This is a genomic window from Pseudomonas sp. LBUM1656 (genome assembly GCF_059716065.1).
Genome location: NZ_CP166800.1, coordinates 4016001 through 4034364, shown reverse-complemented (window position 1 = coordinate 4034364; position 18364 = coordinate 4016001). Strand labels below are relative to the sequence as shown.

Below are 18364 nucleotides of genomic sequence, written 5' to 3'. Positions count from 1 at the left end.
CCGCGAGAGCTTTCGGGAATTACAGAAGGAGGGGGGAGGGCGGCAGTAACAAATCCCACAAACGCAAAAACGGCACCCGAAGGTGCCGTTTCTGTTTTCTACCGGATTTCGCTTCAGGCGATCAACCCGCCAACCCTGCCTGCTGAACCAGAACCAGTAACGGTTGTGGGTAGACGCCAAGGAAGAATGCCACCATTGCGATGGCCAGCAGCATCACGCCGCCTGCCTTCTGTTCCCAATGCAGTTGCGCATCGTGGCGACGCAGGTTCGGCTCGATCAGGTACAGGGTGACCATCACGCGCAGGTAGTAGAAGACGCCGATGGCGCTGCCCAGTACCAGGGAACCGACCAGCCACCATTGGTGCGACTCGACACCGGTAGCGATGATGTAGAACTTGCCGATGAAGCCCGCGGTCAGCGGGATACCGGCCAGGGACAGCATCATTACGGTCAGTACGGCGGTCAGGTACGGACGGCGCCAGAACAGGCCGCGGTATTCGTACAGGGCATCTGCGTCACGGCCGTTGTACGGCGAGGACATCAGGGTGATCACACCGAACGCGCCGAGGCTGGTGATCACGTAGGTGACCAGGTACACGCCGATGGCTTCCACGGCCAGACCCTTGCTCGCCACCAGGGCGATCAGCAGGTAACCGAAGTGAGCGATGGACGAGTAACCCAGCAGACGCTTGAGGTTGCTCTGGGTCAGGGCCAGCAGGTTACCGAACAGGATCGACGCAATGGCGATGATGGTCAGTACGTCGCTCAGGACACCGCTGCTTGCCGCCGGCGAAATCTGGAACAGACGCACCATCACTGCAAACACAGCCACTTTCGACGCGGTGGCCAGGAACGCCGCCACCGGTGCCGGAGCACCTTCGTAAACGTCCGGGGTCCAGAGGTGGAACGGTACCAGCGACAGCTTGAATGCCAGGCCGATCAGCATCATGCCCAGGCCCAGTTGCGCCAGGGAGCTTGGCAGACCCGTAGCCGCCAGTGCCTGGCCGATACCGACGAAGCTCAGGCTGCCGGAGTCGGCGTAGAGCAGGGCCATACCGAACAGCAGGAACGCGGAACCGGCGGCCGACAGCACCATGTACTTGATACCGGCTTCCAGCGAGCGCTTGTTGAAGAAGGCATAAGCCACCAGACCGTAGACCGGTACCGAGAGCAGTTCCAGACCGATGAACAACCCGGCCAGGTGCTGCGCGCTGACCAGTACCAGGCCACCGGCGGCGGCCATCAGGATCAGCAGGTAAAGTTCTTCACGGTTGCCCGGGTAACCCGAACCGCCATCGCCGAGGTAGGCGTGGGCGAGGGTGACACAGGCGAGGGTGGCGACCAGGATCAGCGCCATGTACAGACAGGCGAAGGTGTCGATCTGCAGCAACGGAGTCACGGCCAGAGGCGCGACTTTCAGGGCTGGCAGGATCGACAGCAACGCCAGGTTCAGACCCGCCACGGAAATCAGGAAGGTCTGCGAGTGGTTGCGGCGCCAGGCAATCGCCAGCATCACCACGATGATCGTGGCGCTGGTGATCAACAACGGCGCAAGCGCGATAAAGTGTTGAGTCGTGAATTCCATAGCGCTCTTACCGGGCCGAAGCGAGTTGAGTGAAGGCGGTACCGAGCCACTGCTGCACGCCATGCATCGTCGCGGCAGAGGTGTCGAGGAACGGTTGCGGGTACACGCCGATGTAAATCAGCAGTGCCGCCAGACCGACCACCATGATCAGTTCGCGACCATCCATGCCATGCAACACCGCGTCCGACTTGGACGGGCCGAAGTAGGCGCGGTGGATCATGATCAGCGAGTAGACCGAACCGAACACCAGGCCGGACGTCGCGATGATGGTGATCCATGGAGCGCTCGGGAACGAGCCGATCAGGATCAGGAACTCACCGACGAAGTTACCGGTGCCCGGCAAGCCCAGGGACGCGGCGGCAAAGAACAGGCTGATGGCCGGCAGGTAAGCGATCTTCGACCACAGGCCACCCATTTCACGCATGTCGCGGGTGTGGGTGCGCTCGTACAGCTGACCGCTGAGGATAAAGAGTGCCGCGGCCGACAGACCGTGCGCCAGCATTTGCATTACTGCACCCTGCAGCGCCAGCTGGCTGCCGGAGTAGATGCCGATCAACACGAAGCCCATGTGGGAAACGGAAGAGTAGGCAATCAGACGCTTGATGTCGGTTTGAGCAAAGGCCAGGAACGCACCGTAGAAGATCCCGATCAGACCCAGGGTCATGGCGATCGGCGCAAACTCGGCCGAGGCATTCGGGAACAGCGGCAGGGCGAAACGCAGCAGACCGTAAGCAGCAGTCTTCAACAAGATACCGGCCAGGTCGACCGAACCTGCTGTTGGCGCCTGGGCGTGAGCGTCAGGCAACCAGGAGTGGAACGGCACGACCGGCAGCTTCACCGCGAAAGCGATGAAGAAGCCGAGCATCAGGATGTACTCGGTAGTGAGCGACATCTTGGTTTTCAGCAGGTCGGCGTAGTTGAACGTGATCACGCCGGTGCTGTTGAAGTTGACCAGTACCAGGCCCAGGATCGCCACCAACATGATCAGGCCGGACGCCTGAGTGAAGATGAAGAACTTGGTCGCCGCGTAGATCCGGGTTTTCTTGCCGTCCGAAGAACTGTGACCCCAGAGCGCGATGAGGAAGTACATCGGCACCAGCATCATTTCCCAGAAGAAGAAGAACATGAACAGGTCGAGGGCGAGGAACACGCCGACGACACCGCCCAGGATCCACATCAGGTTCAAGTGGAAGAAGCCAACGTGACGCTGGATCTCTTTCCACGAGCAGAGTACCGAGAGGATACCCAGCAGACCGGTCAGCAGGATCATCAACAGCGACAGGCCGTCGAGGGCCAGGTGCACGCTGATGCCGAAGCGCTCGATCCAGATGTGCTTGAACTCAAGCGCCCAGGTCGGATCGGCGCCGGGCGCCGGAGCAAATGAATAATTACCGTGGGCCCACAGCCAGAGGCCGAGCGCGAGTTCCAGGGTCATGGTCAACAGCGCAATCCAGCGGGGGAGGGTGGCGCCGAAGCGCTCGCCCATCCAGCACAGCAGGCCGCCGATGAAGGGGATCAGGATTAGCCAAGGCAGAATCATGACGGGCTCAATTCCTTTCGCAAGTTCGCAAGGTTCATATTCAGACCGCTACCAGCACGATGGCGCCGATGACCAGCACGGAGCCGGCTGCCATCGAGGCCGCGTACCAACGCAGTTGACCGGTTTCGGTACGGCTCAGGGCGGTGTGGCCGCCTTTGGCCATACGCGGGATCAGACCGATGGTCTGGTCGAGCGGGTCTCTGCGCAGTGCGTGGCTGATCGCAAGGTATGGCTTGACGAACAGTTTGTCGTAGATCCAGTCGAAGCCCCAGGCAGCGAACCACCAGGCCGAAAGGAAGCGGCCGATGCCGCTGTTGGCGATTGCAGTGACGAAACGACGCTTGCCGAGGAACAGCAGCGCGGCCAGCAGGATACCGGCCAGGGCGATGGCGCCCGACGCGATTTCCAGACTGTGCTTGGCTTCGCCGCCGGCATGGCCGACGCTTTGTGGCAGTACACCGTGCAGCGGCGGAACGATCATCGCGCCGACGAAGGTCGACAGGACGATCAGCACCGACAGTGGCAGCCAGTGAGCGATACCGTGACCGGCGTGTGCTTCAGTCTTCGCTTCACCGTGGAACGCGATGAAGATCAGGCGGAAGGTGTACAGCGAAGTCATGAACGCGCCGACCAGACCTGCGTACAGCAGACCATGGTTGCCGCTGGCGAACGCTTCCCAGAGGATTTCGTCCTTGGAGTAGAAGCCTGCGGTCACCAGTGGCAGGGCAGACAAGGCCGCGCCGCCGACGATGAAGCTGGCGTAGGCCAGTGGCAGTTTCTTCCACAGGCCACCCATCTTGAAGATGTTCTGCTCGTGGTGGCAGGCAACGATCACCGCACCGGATGCAAGGAACAGCAGCGCCTTGAAGAAGGCGTGGGTCATCAGGTGGAAAATCGCGCCATTCCATGCACCAACGCCCAGCGCCAGGAACATGTAGCCGATCTGGCTCATGGTCGAGTAGGCGAGGATACGTTTGATGTCGGTCTGTACCAGTGCGGCAAAACCGGCCAGCACCAGGGTCACACCGCCAACAACGCCAACGAGGTGCAGGATGTCCGGCGCCAACGCAAACAGGCCGTGGGTACGGGCGATCAGGTAGACACCGGCGGTTACCATGGTCGCGGCGTGGATCAGTGCCGAAACCGGAGTAGGACCGGCCATCGCATCCGCCAGCCAGGTTTGCAGCGGCAGTTGCGCGGATTTACCGACAGCGCCGCCCAGCAGCATCAGGGTGGCCATGACCATCCAGAAGTCGCCAGCCTGGAATTTCTGTGGGGCCAGCACCAGCAGTTCCTGGATATTCAGGGTGCCCAGTTGAGCGAACAGGATGAACAGGCCGATGGCCATGAACACGTCACCGATACGGGTCACGACAAAGGCTTTGAGTGCCGCGTTACCGTTGTTGCGGTTGCTGTAGTAGAAACCGATCAACAGGTACGAGCACAGGCCCACGCCTTCCCAACCGAAGTACAGGAACAACAGGTTATCGCCCAGGACCAGGAACAGCATGCTGGCGATAAACAGGTTGGTGTAGGCGAAGAAGCGCGAGTAACCGGCTTCACCGCGCATGTACCAGGACGCGAACAGGTGGATCAGGAAACCGACGCCGACGACCACACCGAGCATGGTCAGGGACAGACCATCCAGGTACAGCGCGAAGTTCGGCGTGAAGCCTTCCACCGCCATCCACTGCCACAACACCAGGGTGTAATGGCCGCCTTCAGGTGGCGCGACGTTGAATTGCCAGATCACGTAAGCCGTGACGATGGCAGACAGGCCGATGGAACCGACGCCAATCAGCGCCGACAGGTTTTCCGAAAAGCGGCCGCGTGAGAACGACAGCAGCAGGAAACCTATGAGAGGGAATACGAAAGTCAGATAGAGAAGATTCATCCGCGCATCTCGCTGGCAGCGTCGATATCGAGAGTGTGGAAGCGGCGATACAGCTGCAACAGAATCGCCAGGCCAATACTGGCCTCGGCGGCTGCCAGGCTGATCACCAGGATGAACATGATCTGTCCATCCGGCTGACCCCAGCGGCTACCGGCGACGATGAAGGCCAAGGCGGAGGCATTCATCATGATCTCCAGGCTCATCAGCACGAAGAGAATGTTGCGGCGGACCATCAGGCCAACCAGACCGAGGCAGAACAGGATGCCGGCGACCGCCAGACCATGCTCCAGAGGGATAGCAGGCATCGTCATTGCTCCTTGGCTTCGTTGCGGCCCAGGTGGAACGCCGTGACGGCTGCGGCAAGCAGCAGCATCGAGGCGAGTTCGACCACCAGCAGATAAGGGCCGAACAGGCTGATGCCCACGGCCTTGGCGTCTACGGTGGTGTGGCCGATGGCCTGACCGCTGGAGTGGCTGAACAGCACGTACAGCAGTTCAACCAGCAGCAGGGCGCCGAGGGCGACCGGGCCGAGCCAGATGCCGGGCTTGAGCCAGACGCGCTCTTGCTGAACCGAGGCCGGGCCCAGGTTCAGCATCATCACCACGAACACGAACAGCACCATGATGGCGCCAGCGTAGGCGATCACTTCCAGAACACCGGCAAACGGTGCGCCGAGGGCGAAGAACGTCATGGCCACGGCGATCAGCGAAATGATCAGGTAGAGCAGGGCGTGCACAGGGTTGGTGTTGGTGATCACGCGAAGCGTGGACACAACAGCAATACCCGATGCGAAATAGAAAGCGAATTCCATCTTTCTTCCTTAAGGCAGCAAGCTCTTCACGTTGATCGGCTGGGCTTCATTCTGCGCGGAGCCTTTGGGCTTCCCGGCAATCGCCATACCTGCAACACGATAGAAGTTGTAATCAGGGTTTTTGCCGGGGCCGGAGATCAGCAGATCTTCTTTCTCGTAAACCAGGTCCTGACGTTTGAACTCGGCCATCTCGAAATCCGGTGTCAGCTGGATCGCGGTGGTCGGGCAGGCTTCCTCGCAGAGGCCGCAGAAAATGCAGCGCGAGAAGTTGATGCGGAAGAAGTCCGGGTACCAGCGACCGTCTTCGGTTTCAGCTTTCTGCAGCGAGATGCAGCCGACCGGGCACGCCACGGCGCACAGGTTGCAGGCTACACAGCGCTCTTCACCATCAGGGTCGCGGGTCAGGACGATACGCCCACGAAAACGCGGCGGCAGGTACACGGCTTCTTCCGGGTACTGCAGCGTGTCGCGCTTGCGGAAGGCATGGCCGAAGATCATCACCAGGCTGCGAAGCTGGGTGAAGAAGCCATGCACGATGTCAAAAATGTACTTCATGATTCTCTATCCTCACTGAGCCGCGACGGCGGGCGTGTTGAGCAACACGATCGCAGCGGTCACCAGCATGTTGATGAGGGTCAGCGGCAGGCAGAACTTCCAGCTGAAATCCATCACTTGGTCATACCGTGGGCGCGGAATCGAGGCGCGCAGCAGGATGAAGAACATGATGAAGAACGCGGTTTTCAGCGCAAACCAGATGAACGGGATCTGCGGCAGAATGCCGAACGGACCGTGCCAGCCACCGAAGAACAAGGTCACCAGCAGCGCCGAAATCAACACGATGCCGATGTACTCGCCGACGAAGAACATGCCCCATTTCATGCCGGCGTATTCAATGTGGTAACCGTCGGCCAGTTCCTGCTCCGCTTCCGGCTGGTCGAACGGGTGACGGTGAGTCACGGCGACGCCGGCAATGAAGAAGGTCAGGAAACCGAAGATTTGCGGAATCACAAACCACAGGTTCTGCGCTTGGTATTCAACGATGTCGCGCATGTTGAACGAGCCGACCTGGATCACGATGCCCATCAGCGACAGGCCCATGAACACTTCGTACGACACGGTTTGCGCCGAGGCCCGCAAGCTGCCCAACAGGGCGAACTTGTTGTTGCTCGACCAGCCAGCGAACAGCACCGCGTAGACCGACAGGCCCGCCATGGCGAAGAAGAACAGGATGCCGATGTTGATGTCCGCCACACCCCAGGTCGGGGTGATCGGGATGATCGCGAAGGCAATCAGCAAGGCGCTCATGGCCACGACCGGTGCGAGGGTGAAGATCACCTTGTCGGCAAACGGCGGGGTCCAGTCTTCCTTGAAGAACATCTTGATCATGTCGGCCGCGATCTGGAACGCGCCGAACGGGCCGACGCGGTTCGGACCATAACGGTCCTGCCAGAGGGCGAGCAGACGACGCTCGACCCAGCTCAGCAGCGCGCCGCACACCACCACGGCGAGCAGAATCACGATGGCCTTGAGGACCGCGATGATCACGTCAATCACTTCAGGCGTGAACCAGGTCATTGAGCTGCCTCCTGCAGACCGTCAACGGATTTGCCAAAGATCGCTGGCGGAATGCCGGCGATACCGGCCGGCAAGGCGACCAGGCCGGCACCCAGCTCTTCGTTGATGCGCAGCGGCAGACGCAGGGTCTGGCCGGCCACGTTCAAGCTGAGCATGGCGCCGTCATTGACACCCAGGCGATCGGCTTCGGATTTGGCCAAAGCGACGTAAGCGGCCGGGATGCGTTCCTGAACCGGTGCGGCTTTGGAAGAGTTCTCTTCGCTGCCGAACAGGTGGAAGAACGGCACAACCTGCCAGGTGCCCGGAGCCGGGTTGAACGCACGTGGAACAGCAGCGAACCAGTTCAGCGAGTCACCGGTGCTTTCGATCAGGCGGGTGCCCGGGTCGCCAGCGCGGATGTGACCACCGACTTCGTCCTGGAACTTGTTCCAGGCTTGCGGCGAGTTCCAGCCCGGGGACCAGGCGAATGGTACCTGCTGACGCGGTTCGACCGAGCCCGAGTAACCTTCCATGGAGAACGAGAACGCGGTGTCGTTATCCTGGGAAGTACGCGGTTCGTGCACGCTGATGTCGGCGCGCATGGCGGTACGACCGGAGTAACGCAGCGGTTCGCGCGCCAGTTTCAGGCCTTTGATGCGGAACGCGGCGGACGGCGCAGCGTCGACAATACGCGCCAGTTGCGGCGTGCTTGCGGCTACGGCTGCGGTGACGTGGTCCAGTTGGGTCCAGTCGATTGGCTGGTTCAACAGGGTTGCGCGCAGGGCATGCAGCCAGCGCCAGCCTTCATGAACCAGGATGCTCGCGTCGAGGTAAGTCGGGTCGAAGACCTGGAAGAAGCGCTGGGCGCGGCCTTCCTGGCTGACCAAAGTACCGTCGCCTTCAGCGAAGCTGGCGGCTGGCAGAACCAGGTGCGCACGATCGCTGGTAGCGGTTTTCTGATGGTCCGCCACGATCACCACTTTCGCGGCGTTCAGGGCAGCATCGACACGGGCTTTGTCGGTACGGGTGTACAGATCGTTTTCCAGCACGACGATGGCGTCGGCCTTGCCGTCGATCACGGCTTGCAGCGCGGCGTCGACCGAGTCACCACCGAGCATGGCCAGGCCAAGGCTGTTCGCCTCAGGCACGATCAGGCTGATGGAACCGTTCTTCTCGCGCAGCTTCAAGGCTTTGGCGATGTTGGCGGCGGCTTCGATCAGCGCCTTGGAACCCAACGAGGTGCCGGCGATGATCAGCGGACGCTTGGCCGCGAGCAGGGCGTCGGCAATGCGCTTGGCCAGTTCAAGAGCTTCAGCGTCCAGGCCTTCAACGGCCGGTGCGCTGGCGTCGAGGGCGTGAGCCACGGCGAAACCGATGCGGGCCAGATCGTCTGGAGCGGCGTGAACGCATTCTTCAGCGATGTCGTCGAGCTTGGTTTCAGCCAGGCTGGCGATGAACAGTGGGTTCAGCGCGTTTTGACCGATGTTCTTCACCGCAGCGTCGAGCCAGGGCTGAACGCGCATGGCGTCGGCCATGTCTTCGGCTTTGCCCTTGACCGATTGACGCAGGGACAGGGCCATGCGCGCAGCAGTCTGGGTCAGGTCTTCACCGAGGACGAAGATCGCATCGTGATCTTCGATGTCGCGCATGTTCGGGATCGGCAGCGGGCTGTCTTTCAACACCTGCATGACCAGACGAATGCGTTCCAGCTCAGCGGCTTCGATGCCAGAGTAGAAGTGCTCGGCGCCGACCAGTTCGCGCAACGCGTAGTTGCTTTCGAGGCTGGCACGGGGCGAACCGATACCGACGATGTTGCGACCGCGCAGCAGGTCGGCGGCTTTATCCAGTGCTTCGTCGAGTGTCAGCTTGGCGCCGTTGGCCAGCTTTGGCTGACGCGGGCGGTCTTCGCGGTTGACGTAGCCGTAGCCGAAACGGCCACGGTCGCACAGGAAGTACTGGTTTACCGAACCGTTGAAACGGTTTTCGATACGACGCAGTTCACCGTAGCGCTCGCCCGGGGAGATGTTGCAACCGCTGGAGCAGCCATGGCAGATGCTCGGCGAGAACTGCATGTCCCACTTGCGGTTGTAGCGCTCGGAGTGAGTCTTGTCGGTGAACACACCGGTCGGGCAGACCTCGGTGAGGTTGCCGGAGAACTCGCTTTCCAGGGTGCCGTCTTCAACGCGACCGAAGTACACGTTGTCGTGGGCGCCGAACACACCGAGGTCGGTGCCGCCGGCGTAGTCCTTATAGAAACGCACGCAGCGGTAGCAAGCGATGCAGCGGTTCATTTCGTGTGAAATGAACGGGCCCAGTTGCTGGTTCTGGTGAGTGCGCTTGGTGAAGCGATAACGGCGCTCGTTGTGGCCGGTCATCACCGTCATGTCTTGCAGGTGACAGTGACCGCCTTCTTCACAGACCGGGCAGTCGTGAGGGTGGTTGGTCATCAGCCATTCGACGACGCTGGCGCGAAACACTTTCGCTTCTTCGTCGTCGATGGAGATCCAGCTGCCGTCGGTGGCGGGGGTCATGCAGGACATGACGATCCGACCACGCTTGTCGTTTTCGTCGGTGTACTGCTTGACCGCGCACTGGCGGCAAGCGCCAACGCTGCCTAGGGCTGGGTGCCAGCAGAAATAAGGGATATCGAGGCCTAGCGACAGACATGCCTGTAACAGGTTGTCTGCCCCATCGACTTCGAGCTCTTTGCCGTCTACGTGGATAGTGGCCATGGTTCAAAGTTCTTCGTTGGCCCGGTGTCAGCGGGCGTGGCTAATGGAATCTTGTTATTCGCGTGAATCAACACAGCCGCTTGCGGCGTCATCACACGAAAAGCTGCGGGCACGGACCCTTCGCTTTTTTAAGCGTTTACGCGCCGACTACGATCGGCCTTGCCAGAGGCGGGACGACGGCGCTGGTAGGCGCGATGCCGGCTTCGAACTCATGGCGGAAGTATTTGATTGCGCTGCCCAACGGCTCCACGGCGCCCGGTGCGTGAGCACAGAAGGTCTTGCCCGGGCCGAGGAAACCGACCAGACCCAGCAGGGTCTCGATATCGCCGGCTTGCCCTTCACCGTTCTCGATGGCGCGCAGAAGCTTGACGCTCCATGGCAAACCGTCACGGCACGGGGTGCAGAAACCGCACGACTCACGGGAGAAGAACTCTTCCATGTTGCGCAGCAGGGAAACCATATTGACGCTGTCGTCCACCGCCATGGCCAGGCCGGTACCCATACGGGTGCCCACTTTGGCGATGCCGCCGGCGTACATTTGTGCGTCGAGGTGTTCTGGCAACAGGAAACCGGTACCGGCGCCGCCTGGCTGCCAGCACTTGAGTTTGTAACCGTCGCGCATGCCGCCGGCGTAGTCTTCGAACAACTCGCGACCGGTGACGCCAAACGGCAATTCCCACAGCCCCGGGTTCTTGACCTTGCCGGAGAAGCCCATGAGCTTGGTGCCCATGTCTTCACTGCCTTCGCGGGCCAACGATTTGTACCAGTCCACGCCGTCGGCAATGATCGCCGGCACGTTGCACAGGGTTTCCACGTTGTTCACGCATGTCGGCTTGCCCCACACACCAACGGCGGCAGGGAAGGGCGGCTTGGAGCGCGGGTTGGCGCGGCGGCCTTCGAGGGAGTTGATCAGTGCGGTTTCTTCACCGCAGATGTAACGCCCGGCGCCGGTGTGGACGAACAGCTCGAAATCGAAGCCGCTGCCCAGAATGTTTTTACCCAGCAGGCCTGCTGCCTTGGCTTCTTCCACGGCACGGTTCAGGTGCTTGGCGGCGGTGGTGTATTCGCCACGCAGGAAGATGTAGCCACGGTAGGTTTTCAGCGCGCGGGCACTGATCAGCATGCCTTCGATCAGCAGATGGGGCAGTTGCTCCATCAGCATGCGGTCTTTCCAGGTGTTCGGCTCCATTTCATCCGCGTTGCACAGCAGGTAGCGGATGTTGATGGATTCGTCTTTCGGCATCAGGCCCCACTTCACACCCGTGGGGAAGCCTGCACCGCCACGGCCTTTAAGGCCGGAGTCTTTCACGGTCTGGACGATGTCGTCCTGAGCCATGTCGGCGAAGGCTTTACGCGCTGCCGCGTAACCGTTCTTGGCCTGGTACTCGTCGAGCCACACGGCTTCGCCGTCGTCACGCAGACGCCAGGTCAGCGGGTGAGTCTCTGCGACACGCTTGATGCGGTTGGCAGGACCGAAGGAAGTCAGGGTCATACGTAGCCCTCGAGCAATTTGGCAACGCCGGCAGGCTGCACATCACCGAATGTGTCGTCGTCGATCATCAACGCCGGCGCCTTGTCGCAGTTGCCGAGGCAGCAGACCGGCAGCAGGGTGAAACGACCGTCGGCGGTGGTCTGACCCAGGCCGATGCCCAGATTGCTCTGGATTTCGCTGACGACCGATTCATGGCCGCCGATGTAGCAGACCATGCTGTCGCAGACGCGAATGATGTGGCGACCGACTGGCTGACGGAAGATCTGGCTGTAGAACGTCGCCACGCCTTCAACGTCGCTGGCCGGGATGCCGAGGATCTCGCCGATGGCGTAGAGCGCGCCGTCAGGCACCCAGCCACGTTCCTTCTGGACGATCTTCAGGGCTTCGATCGACGCCGCGCGCGGGTCTTCGTAGTGATGCAGCTCGTGCTCGATGGCCGAGCGCTCGGTTTCACTCAAGGTGAAACGGTCTGTCTGGATAAGCGTGCTGTTCATGCTTAGCGGTCCACGTCGGCCATAACGAAATCGATACTACCCAGGTACGCGATCAAGTCCGCGACCATGCTGCCTTTGATCACCGAAGGGATCTGCTGCAGGTGCGGGAAGCTTGGGGTGCGAATCCGGGTGCGGTAGCTCATGGTGCCGCCATCGCTCGTCAGGTAATAACTGTTGATGCCCTTGGTCGCTTCGATCATCTGGAAGGATTCGTTGGCCGGCATGACCGGGCCCCACGAAACTTGCAGGAAGTGCGTGATCAGGGTCTCGATGTGTTGCAGCGTGCGCTCTTTCGGCGGCGGCGTGGTCAGCGGGTGATCCGCCTTGTACGGGCCTGCCGGCATGTTGCGCATGCACTGTTCGATGATCTTGATGCTCTGGCGCATTTCTTCGACGCGTACGATGCAACGATCGTAGGCATCGCCATTGACAGCCAGTGGCACTTCGAATTCGAAATTCTCGTAACCGGAGTACGGGCGGGCTTTACGCAGGTCGAAGTCGCAACCGGTCGAACGCAGGCCTGCACCAGTGACGCCCCATTCGAAGGCCTCTTTGGTGTTGTAGGCAGCGACGCCGATGGTCCGGCCTTTGAGGATGCTGTTGTCCAAGGCAGCTTTCTGGTATTCGTCCAGACGCTTTGGCATCCACTCGACGAAGTCTTTCACCAGTTTTTCCCAGCCGCGCGGCAGGTCGTGGGCGACGCCACCGATGCGGTACCAGGCCGGGTGCAGACGGAAACCGGTAATGGCTTCGATCACCGTGTACGCCTTCTGACGGTCGGTGAACGTGAAGAACACCGGGGTCATGGCGCCGACGTCCTGGATGTAAGTCCCCAGGAACAGCAGGTGGCTGGTGATCCGAAAGAACTCGGCCATCATGATGCGGATGACGTCGACCTTCTCGGGCACCTTGATGCCGGCCAGTTTCTCGACCGAGAGCACGTACGGCAGGTTGTTCATCACGCCGCCGAGGTAGTCGATACGGTCGGTGTACGGGATGAAACTGTGCCAGGACTGACGCTCGGCCATCTTCTCGGCACCACGGTGGTGGTAACCGACGTCCGGTACGCAATCGACGATTTCTTCACCGTCCAGCTGCAGGATGATGCGGAACGCACCGTGTGCGGAAGGGTGGTTAGGGCCGAGGTTGAGGAACATGTAGTCCTCGTTCGCACCGGAACGCTTCATGCCCCAGTCTTCAGGCTTGAAGCGCGCGGCTTCTTCCTCAAGCTGCTGCTTGGCCAGCGTGAGGCTGAACGGATCGAACTCGGTGGCACGGGCCGGGAAGTCCTTGCGCAGCGGGTGACCTTCCCAGGTCGGCGGCATCATGATGCGGGTCAGGTGCGGGTGGCCGGCAAAGTTGATGCCGTACATGTCCCACACTTCACGCTCGTACCAGTTGGCGTTCGGCCAGATGCCGGTCACGGTCGGCACGTTCAGGTCGCTCTCGGACAAGGCGACCTTGATCATTACGTCACTATTACGTTCGATCGACATCAAGTGATAGAACACAGTGAAGTCGGCGCCGCTTGGCAGCCCTTGACGCTTGGTGCGCAGACGCTCGTCCACGCCGTGCAGGTCATAGAGCATGACGTACGGCTTGGGCAGGTTGCGCAGGAAGGTCAGGACTTCGACGAGTTTGGCACGGGCAACCCAAAGCACCGGCATGCCGGTGCGGGTAGGCTGGGCGGTGAACGCCTCGGGGCCAAAACGGTTATTCAGTTCGACGACCACATCCTGGTCGTCTGCCTTATAAGGCGGGATGTACAGAGCACTGCCTGTAGTCATGGTTATTTATCGCTTTCGGTCAACGTAAAGAATGAAGCCAGTTTCTCGTTCTATAAAAGAAGCAGATCTGGATCAGACTTCGTCGGGGCTGCGCAGGTTGGTGACTGCGATTCGCTGTTCGCGGCGCTGTTCCTTTTGCGAAGGCATCTCGGCGCGGTACACGCCTTGATCACCGACGACCCAGGAAAGCGGACGACGCTCCTGTCCAATCGACTCTTGCAAGAGCATCAAGCCTTGCAGAAAAGCTTCAGGACGGGGCGGGCAGCCAGGCACGTAGACGTCCACGGGCAGGAACTTGTCCACCCCTTGAACGACGGAGTAGATGTCGTACATGCCACCGGAGTTGGCGCACGAACCCATGGAGATAACCCATTTAGGTTCGAGCATTTGCTCGTAGAGACGCTGAATGATCGGCGCCATCTTGATGAAGCAGGTACCGGCGATAACCATGAAATCCGCCTGGCGCGGCGATGCCCGGATAACCTCGGCGCCAAAGCGCGCGATGTCGTGGGGCGCCGTGAAGGCGGTGGTCATTTCCACGTAGCAGCACGAAAGACCGAAGTTATACGGCCACAGGGAGTTCTTGCGCCCCCAGTTGACGGTGCCGTTAAGCACGTCTTCGAGCTTGCCCATGAAAATGTTTTTGTGGACTTGATCTTCTAACGGATCGGAAACGGTTTCCCGCTCGCCAATCGGATACTGCTCGTTAGGAGCATCGGGGTCGATCCTGGTGAGATTGTATTGCATTGCCAAAGCCTCATTGTTTCAGCTTCGCCTGCCGCTTGCGACGAGCTTCCGGAGCCCAGTCAAGGGCGCCCACTCGGAACAGGTAGACAAGACCTGCCAACAGAATTGCTATGAAAACGAGAGCTTCGACGAATCCGGTCCAGCCGCTTTCGCGGACGGACACAGACCAGGCAAAGAGAAAGAGGGCTTCGATATCGAAGATCACGAAGAGCATCGCGACCAGATAGAATTTGGCTGAGAGCCGCAAGCGGGCGCCACCTGTAGGTAGCATGCCGGACTCGAACGGTTCGTTTTTGCTGCGGCCCCAGGCTTTTGACCCGAGGAGGCTTGAGACACCAAGCATGAAGGCGCAAAGGCCGACGACGCCCAGAAGGAAAATGGCAAAGCCCCAGTTGTGGGCCATGAGTCCTGTCGCTTCGGGCATGCTGGAAATCCTTAACAGAGAGCAAAGGTCTCTGAGCTTGAAAAAGAAACAACGCAGTGACGATATGTCGCAGCAATCAATCCCGCTGATTTTATGGCACAACACGGTGCAAGTAAAATTCAGATAGCGAAATTATTTAATGGAATAAGGACATAGCGCACCTCCGAAGCCCCGAAGCCCATGCGTTGCGGGCATTAGCCGGGTTTTCATCAATATTGTTTTGTAGGGAATGTAACGAACATAGTTACGGCTAAATGATAATCAATATTGTTTGGGTCGGTTTTTAAACTGATTAACGAGGGAGTGGCTGGAAAGTTGTCTTATATGCGCGTTACTGCAAGTAGCGGGCGGGGTCGTTTTACCCTGTTTTCCTGATCAAAAAACTGCTCTGGATCAATGATTTTTCCTGAATCACCACCGTCCCCTTGTGGGAGCGGGCTTGCTCGCGAATGCGGTTCAGCGTTCAACATTGATGTCGACTGATCCACCGCATTCGCGAGCAAGCCCGCTCCCACAGGGATTTTTGGGGGAGCGTTAAATCGCGGGCAAAAAAAACGCCCCGAACCAGTCGGGGCGTCAGATGTGCGGCGTTGCGGTTAGCTTTCTATTCGGTCCGCAACGGCCGTTAGCTCAGGCGAAGCAGATCAGTGGAACTGTTCTTCTTCAGTCGAACCGGTCAGCGCGGTCACCGAAGACGAGCCACCTTGAATCACGGTGGTCATGTCGTCGAAGTAGCCGGTGCCCACTTCCTGCTGGTGAGCCACGAAGGTGTAACCCTTGGCAGCGTCAGCAAATTCCTGCTCTTGCAGCTTCACGTAGGCAGTCATGTCGTTGCGGGCGTAGTCGTGCGCCAGGTTGAACATGCTGTGCCACATGTTGTGAATGCCGGCCAGGGTGATGAACTGGTGCTTGTAACCCATGGCGGACAGTTCGCGCTGGAACTTGGCGATGGTCGCGTCGTCCAGGTTTTTCTTCCAGTTGAAGGAAGGCGAGCAGTTGTACGACAGCAGTTGGTCCGGGTATTCCTTTTTGATCGCTTCAGCGAAGCGACGAGCCTCGTCCAGATCCGGCTTGGCGGTTTCGCACCAGATCAGGTCGGCGTACGGCGCGTAGGCCAGGCCGCGGGAGATGGCCTGGTCGAGACCAGCGCGCACTTTGTAGAAACCTTCCTGAGTGCGTTCGCCAGTCACGAACTCTTTGTCGTACGGGTCGCAATCGGAAGTCAGCAGGTCAGCCGCGTTAGCATCGGTACGGGCCAGAATGATGGTCGGTGTACCGGCAACGTCAGCCGCCAGGCGAGCAGCGGTCAGCTTCTGTACAGCTTCCTGGGTAGGAACCAGTACCTTGCCGCCCATGTGGCCGCATTTTTTCACGGAAGCCAGTTGGTCTTCGAAGTGAACGCCGGCGGCGCCTGCTTCGATCATGCTTTTCATCAGTTCGTAAGCGTTCAGAACGCCGCCGAAACCGGCTTCAGCGTCAGCCACGATTGGCGCGAAGTAGTCGATGTAACCTTCGTCGCCCGGGCCTTTGCCGGCTTTCCACTGGATCTGGTCAGCACGACGGAACGAGTTGTTGATGCGCTTGACCACGGTTGGAACCGAGTCCACCGGGTACAGCGACTGGTCCGGGTACATCGATTCGGCGGAGTTGTTGTCCGCAGCAACCTGCCAGCCCGACAGGTAGATCGCCTGGATACCGGCTTTGACTTGTTGCACAGCCTGGCCGCCGGTCAGGGCGCCCATGCAGTTGACGAAATCTTTATCAGGACGGAAGGATGGCTTGGCGCCCTGGGTGACCAGGTTCCACAGCTTCTCGGCGCCCAGTTTTGCAAAGGTGTGCTCAGGTTGAACCGAGCCACGCAGGCGGACGACGTCAGCAGCGGAGTAAGCGCGTGTCACGCCTTTCCAGCGTGGGTTTTCAGCCCAATCTTTTTCGAGGGCTGCAATTTGCTGTTCGCGTGTCAGTGCCATGGAGATAAACCTCGTCGCATAGGTCTGGGGTGGAAAATTCCTGCTCCTGCCAACTACGCATTATGAGAGAGGCGTAAGAGGCTGCTCGCTGACCAGAAGCTTAGGTGGTCAAGTCGGATTCGGCGGGGTTGGCGACGGGATGAACGATGGGCTCGAGGGGAAGTGAGCAGGTAAGGGCGAACTGGCGAGCGGATTCGGGCGTCGTGGGCCTTTATACGAACTTCAGTGTGGAGCCGGGTTACCTAATTACGCTTCCGTCCCTCGGGACAACTTCGTTCCAGTCGGCAACCTCGTCAAACACACCTTGTGGGCGGTACAGACACGAAGCGGCTCGCGGGGTAGATGCGAGCGGCGCCTCGAAGGCCCTTGCCAGGGCCCCTGATTAGCGGGAGCGAGGCCATCATGCCTTTGCTTTTTTCGATCGTCAAACGTTTTGTAGTGCTTTTTTTCAGGCACTACATCTTTGGTCTAATACGACTAATCAGTCAGTTTTCGGTGGTTTAGTCCAAAGTATCGACTTTCACCCGAAGGGTCATGTCATCCCGGCCCTGAGTCGAGTAGCTGCGGGTCAGGCCCTGTTTGTCGGCCTGAGTCTGGCGGTTCACGCCGGCCAGAGTGATCCACTCGCCCAGGCGTCCCGTGACAGTTGTGTCGGTACTTTGCACATTCACTACATCGGGACGTTCCTGGCTCATCCGGTCACGGTTAGTACTGATCGATAGGTGAACGATGTCGCCGGTGACACTGGCGGTGACATAGAAACCCTGGGTGACGTTGCGGTACTCGGTCTGGCTGCGCAAATCGCCGTAGGAATCTGTCTGGCTGCTGGTGAGTGGCACGCTCTGGCCGACCTGAATCAGTGCAGGTGCGCCTTCGCTGGCCTGAATCTGCTGGATGCCGCCATCGCGGCTGTCGGTGCTGCGATTGATGATGCGCGTCTGGCTCGGCTTGGCGCCGTTCACCGAGTATCCCTGGTCGCCCTGGAAGTTGTTTTCGTTGGTGTCGACGGTGATGAGCAGGCGTTTGGCGGCCACGTCGAGTTGCGTAACAAGGGCCTTAAGTTCGTCGATCTTGCGCTGATCGGCATTGACGATCAGCTGATTGCCGTACGCGCTGACTTGGCCGTCCTTGCCGATGAAATCCTGTGCCATGGGCAGCATATCGGCGCTGGTGCGGTAGTTCAGGGGCACGATCTCGGTGGCTGCCATGGCTGAAAAACTGCACGTCAGCAGCAGCGTGGTGAGCAGGGTGCGTAGGGACATATCCGTTATCTCCGACATCTTGAAGTGTTGATATTGCCAGTTTGTCGGCCCGGCGTGGGGCAAGTTGAATCG

The 18364-nt window shown here is 59.8% G+C and carries 15 protein-coding genes; all 15 read right to left on the bottom strand.

Going from position 1 to position 18364, the window contains the following annotated elements:
- Positions 1-121 precede the first annotated feature (121 nt).
- The 15 genes from nuoN to ACA072_RS18220 all read right to left on the bottom strand — a co-directional run bounded on the left by nuoN (position 122) and on the right by ACA072_RS18220 (position 18292).
- Positions 122-1585 carry an NADH-quinone oxidoreductase subunit NuoN gene (gene nuoN / locus ACA072_RS18290; protein WP_497619626.1) on the bottom strand — a complete coding sequence of 488 codons (1464 nt, stop codon included), beginning with the start codon at positions 1583-1585 and terminating at the stop codon, positions 122-124.
- A 7-nt stretch (positions 1586-1592) separates the two neighbouring features.
- A complete protein-coding gene (nuoM, locus tag ACA072_RS18285; RefSeq protein WP_497619624.1) occupies positions 1593-3125 on the bottom strand; it encodes an NADH-quinone oxidoreductase subunit M in 1533 nt (510 codons plus the stop codon).
- A 40-nt stretch (positions 3126-3165) separates the two neighbouring features.
- On the bottom strand, positions 3166-5019 hold the full coding sequence (nuoL, locus tag ACA072_RS18280; protein WP_497619622.1) for an NADH-quinone oxidoreductase subunit L: 1854 nt from the start codon (positions 5017-5019) through the stop codon (positions 3166-3168).
- The gene (gene nuoK / locus ACA072_RS18275) at positions 5016-5324 is read right to left on the bottom strand and encodes an NADH-quinone oxidoreductase subunit NuoK (protein ID WP_010458852.1); all 309 of its coding nucleotides are present in this window, start codon (positions 5322-5324) and stop codon (positions 5016-5018) included. The genes nuoL and nuoK overlap by 4 nt, the downstream gene beginning before the upstream one ends.
- A gap of 2 nt (positions 5325-5326) precedes the next feature.
- Complete coding sequence (gene nuoJ, locus ACA072_RS18270) at positions 5327-5830, bottom strand: NADH-quinone oxidoreductase subunit J (protein WP_348058466.1); 504 nt, start codon at positions 5828-5830, stop codon at positions 5327-5329.
- A 9-nt stretch (positions 5831-5839) separates the two neighbouring features.
- On the bottom strand, positions 5840-6385 hold the full coding sequence (gene nuoI / locus ACA072_RS18265; RefSeq protein WP_007905075.1) for an NADH-quinone oxidoreductase subunit NuoI: 546 nt from the start codon (positions 6383-6385) through the stop codon (positions 5840-5842).
- Positions 6386-6397: 12 nt separating this feature from the next.
- Positions 6398-7405, bottom strand: a complete 1008-nt coding sequence (nuoH, locus tag ACA072_RS18260) for an NADH-quinone oxidoreductase subunit NuoH (protein ID WP_436274337.1) — start codon at positions 7403-7405, stop codon at positions 6398-6400.
- On the bottom strand, positions 7402-10116 hold the full coding sequence (gene nuoG / locus ACA072_RS18255; RefSeq protein WP_497619619.1) for an NADH-quinone oxidoreductase subunit NuoG: 2715 nt from the start codon (positions 10114-10116) through the stop codon (positions 7402-7404). Before nuoG ends, nuoH begins: the two co-directional genes overlap by 4 nt.
- Before the next feature lie 136 nt (positions 10117-10252).
- The gene (gene nuoF, locus ACA072_RS18250; RefSeq protein ID WP_283188478.1) at positions 10253-11608 is read right to left on the bottom strand and encodes an NADH-quinone oxidoreductase subunit NuoF; all 1356 of its coding nucleotides are present in this window, start codon (positions 11606-11608) and stop codon (positions 10253-10255) included.
- Positions 11605-12102, bottom strand: coding sequence for an NADH-quinone oxidoreductase subunit NuoE (nuoE, locus tag ACA072_RS18245; protein ID WP_007946422.1), 498 nt, complete (start codon positions 12100-12102; stop codon positions 11605-11607). Before nuoE ends, nuoF begins: the two co-directional genes overlap by 4 nt.
- A gap of 2 nt (positions 12103-12104) precedes the next feature.
- Positions 12105-13889, bottom strand: a complete 1785-nt coding sequence (gene nuoC, locus ACA072_RS18240) for an NADH-quinone oxidoreductase subunit C/D (protein ID WP_497619616.1) — start codon at positions 13887-13889, stop codon at positions 12105-12107.
- Positions 13890-13961: 72 nt separating this feature from the next.
- Complete coding sequence (locus ACA072_RS18235; RefSeq protein ID WP_010458867.1) at positions 13962-14636, bottom strand: NuoB/complex I 20 kDa subunit family protein; 675 nt, start codon at positions 14634-14636, stop codon at positions 13962-13964.
- A 10-nt stretch (positions 14637-14646) separates the two neighbouring features.
- Positions 14647-15060: an NADH-quinone oxidoreductase subunit A gene (locus ACA072_RS18230; protein WP_003223812.1), complete on the bottom strand. Its 414-nt coding sequence runs from the start codon at positions 15058-15060 to the stop codon at positions 14647-14649.
- Between the two features lie 644 nt (positions 15061-15704).
- Positions 15705-17030 carry an isocitrate lyase gene (gene aceA, locus ACA072_RS18225; protein ID WP_131062363.1) on the bottom strand — a complete coding sequence of 442 codons (1326 nt, stop codon included), beginning with the start codon at positions 17028-17030 and terminating at the stop codon, positions 15705-15707.
- Between the two features lie 500 nt (positions 17031-17530).
- Positions 17531-18292, bottom strand: coding sequence for a secretin N-terminal domain-containing protein (locus tag ACA072_RS18220; protein WP_109629424.1), 762 nt, complete (start codon positions 18290-18292; stop codon positions 17531-17533).
- Between the last annotated feature and the right edge of the window lie 72 nt (positions 18293-18364).

Excerpts from the sequence above, each read along its gene's own strand:
- ACA072_RS18220 (WP_109629424.1), bottom strand. The coding sequence starts at position 18,292 with ATGTCCCTACGCACCCTGCTCACCACGCTGCTGCTGACGTGCAGTTTT.
- nuoG (WP_497619619.1), bottom strand. The coding sequence starts at position 10,116 with ATGGCCACTATCCACGTAGACGGCAAAGAGCTCGAAGTCGATGGGGCA.
- aceA (WP_131062363.1), bottom strand. The coding sequence starts at position 17,030 with ATGGCACTGACACGCGAACAGCAAATTGCAGCCCTCGAAAAAGATTGG.
- nuoE (WP_007946422.1), bottom strand. The coding sequence starts at position 12,102 with ATGAACAGCACGCTTATCCAGACAGACCGTTTCACCTTGAGTGAAACC.
- ACA072_RS18230 (WP_003223812.1), bottom strand. The coding sequence starts at position 15,060 with ATGCCCGAAGCGACAGGACTCATGGCCCACAACTGGGGCTTTGCCATT.
- nuoC (WP_497619616.1), bottom strand. The coding sequence starts at position 13,889 with ATGACTACAGGCAGTGCTCTGTACATCCCGCCTTATAAGGCAGACGAC.
- nuoK (WP_010458852.1), bottom strand. The coding sequence starts at position 5,324 with ATGCCTGCTATCCCTCTGGAGCATGGTCTGGCGGTCGCCGGCATCCTG.
- nuoH (WP_436274337.1), bottom strand. The coding sequence starts at position 7,405 with ATGACCTGGTTCACGCCTGAAGTGATTGACGTGATCATCGCGGTCCTC.
- nuoF (WP_283188478.1), bottom strand. The coding sequence starts at position 11,608 with ATGACCCTGACTTCCTTCGGTCCTGCCAACCGCATCAAGCGTGTCGCA.
- nuoI (WP_007905075.1), bottom strand. The coding sequence starts at position 6,385 with ATGAAGTACATTTTTGACATCGTGCATGGCTTCTTCACCCAGCTTCGC.
- nuoL (WP_497619622.1), bottom strand. The coding sequence starts at position 5,019 with ATGAATCTTCTCTATCTGACTTTCGTATTCCCTCTCATAGGTTTCCTG.
- nuoJ (WP_348058466.1), bottom strand. The coding sequence starts at position 5,830 with ATGGAATTCGCTTTCTATTTCGCATCGGGTATTGCTGTTGTGTCCACG.
- ACA072_RS18235 (WP_010458867.1), bottom strand. The coding sequence starts at position 14,636 with ATGCAATACAATCTCACCAGGATCGACCCCGATGCTCCTAACGAGCAG.
- nuoM (WP_497619624.1), bottom strand. The coding sequence starts at position 3,125 with ATGATTCTGCCTTGGCTAATCCTGATCCCCTTCATCGGCGGCCTGCTG.
- nuoN (WP_497619626.1), bottom strand. The coding sequence starts at position 1,585 with ATGGAATTCACGACTCAACACTTTATCGCGCTTGCGCCGTTGTTGATC.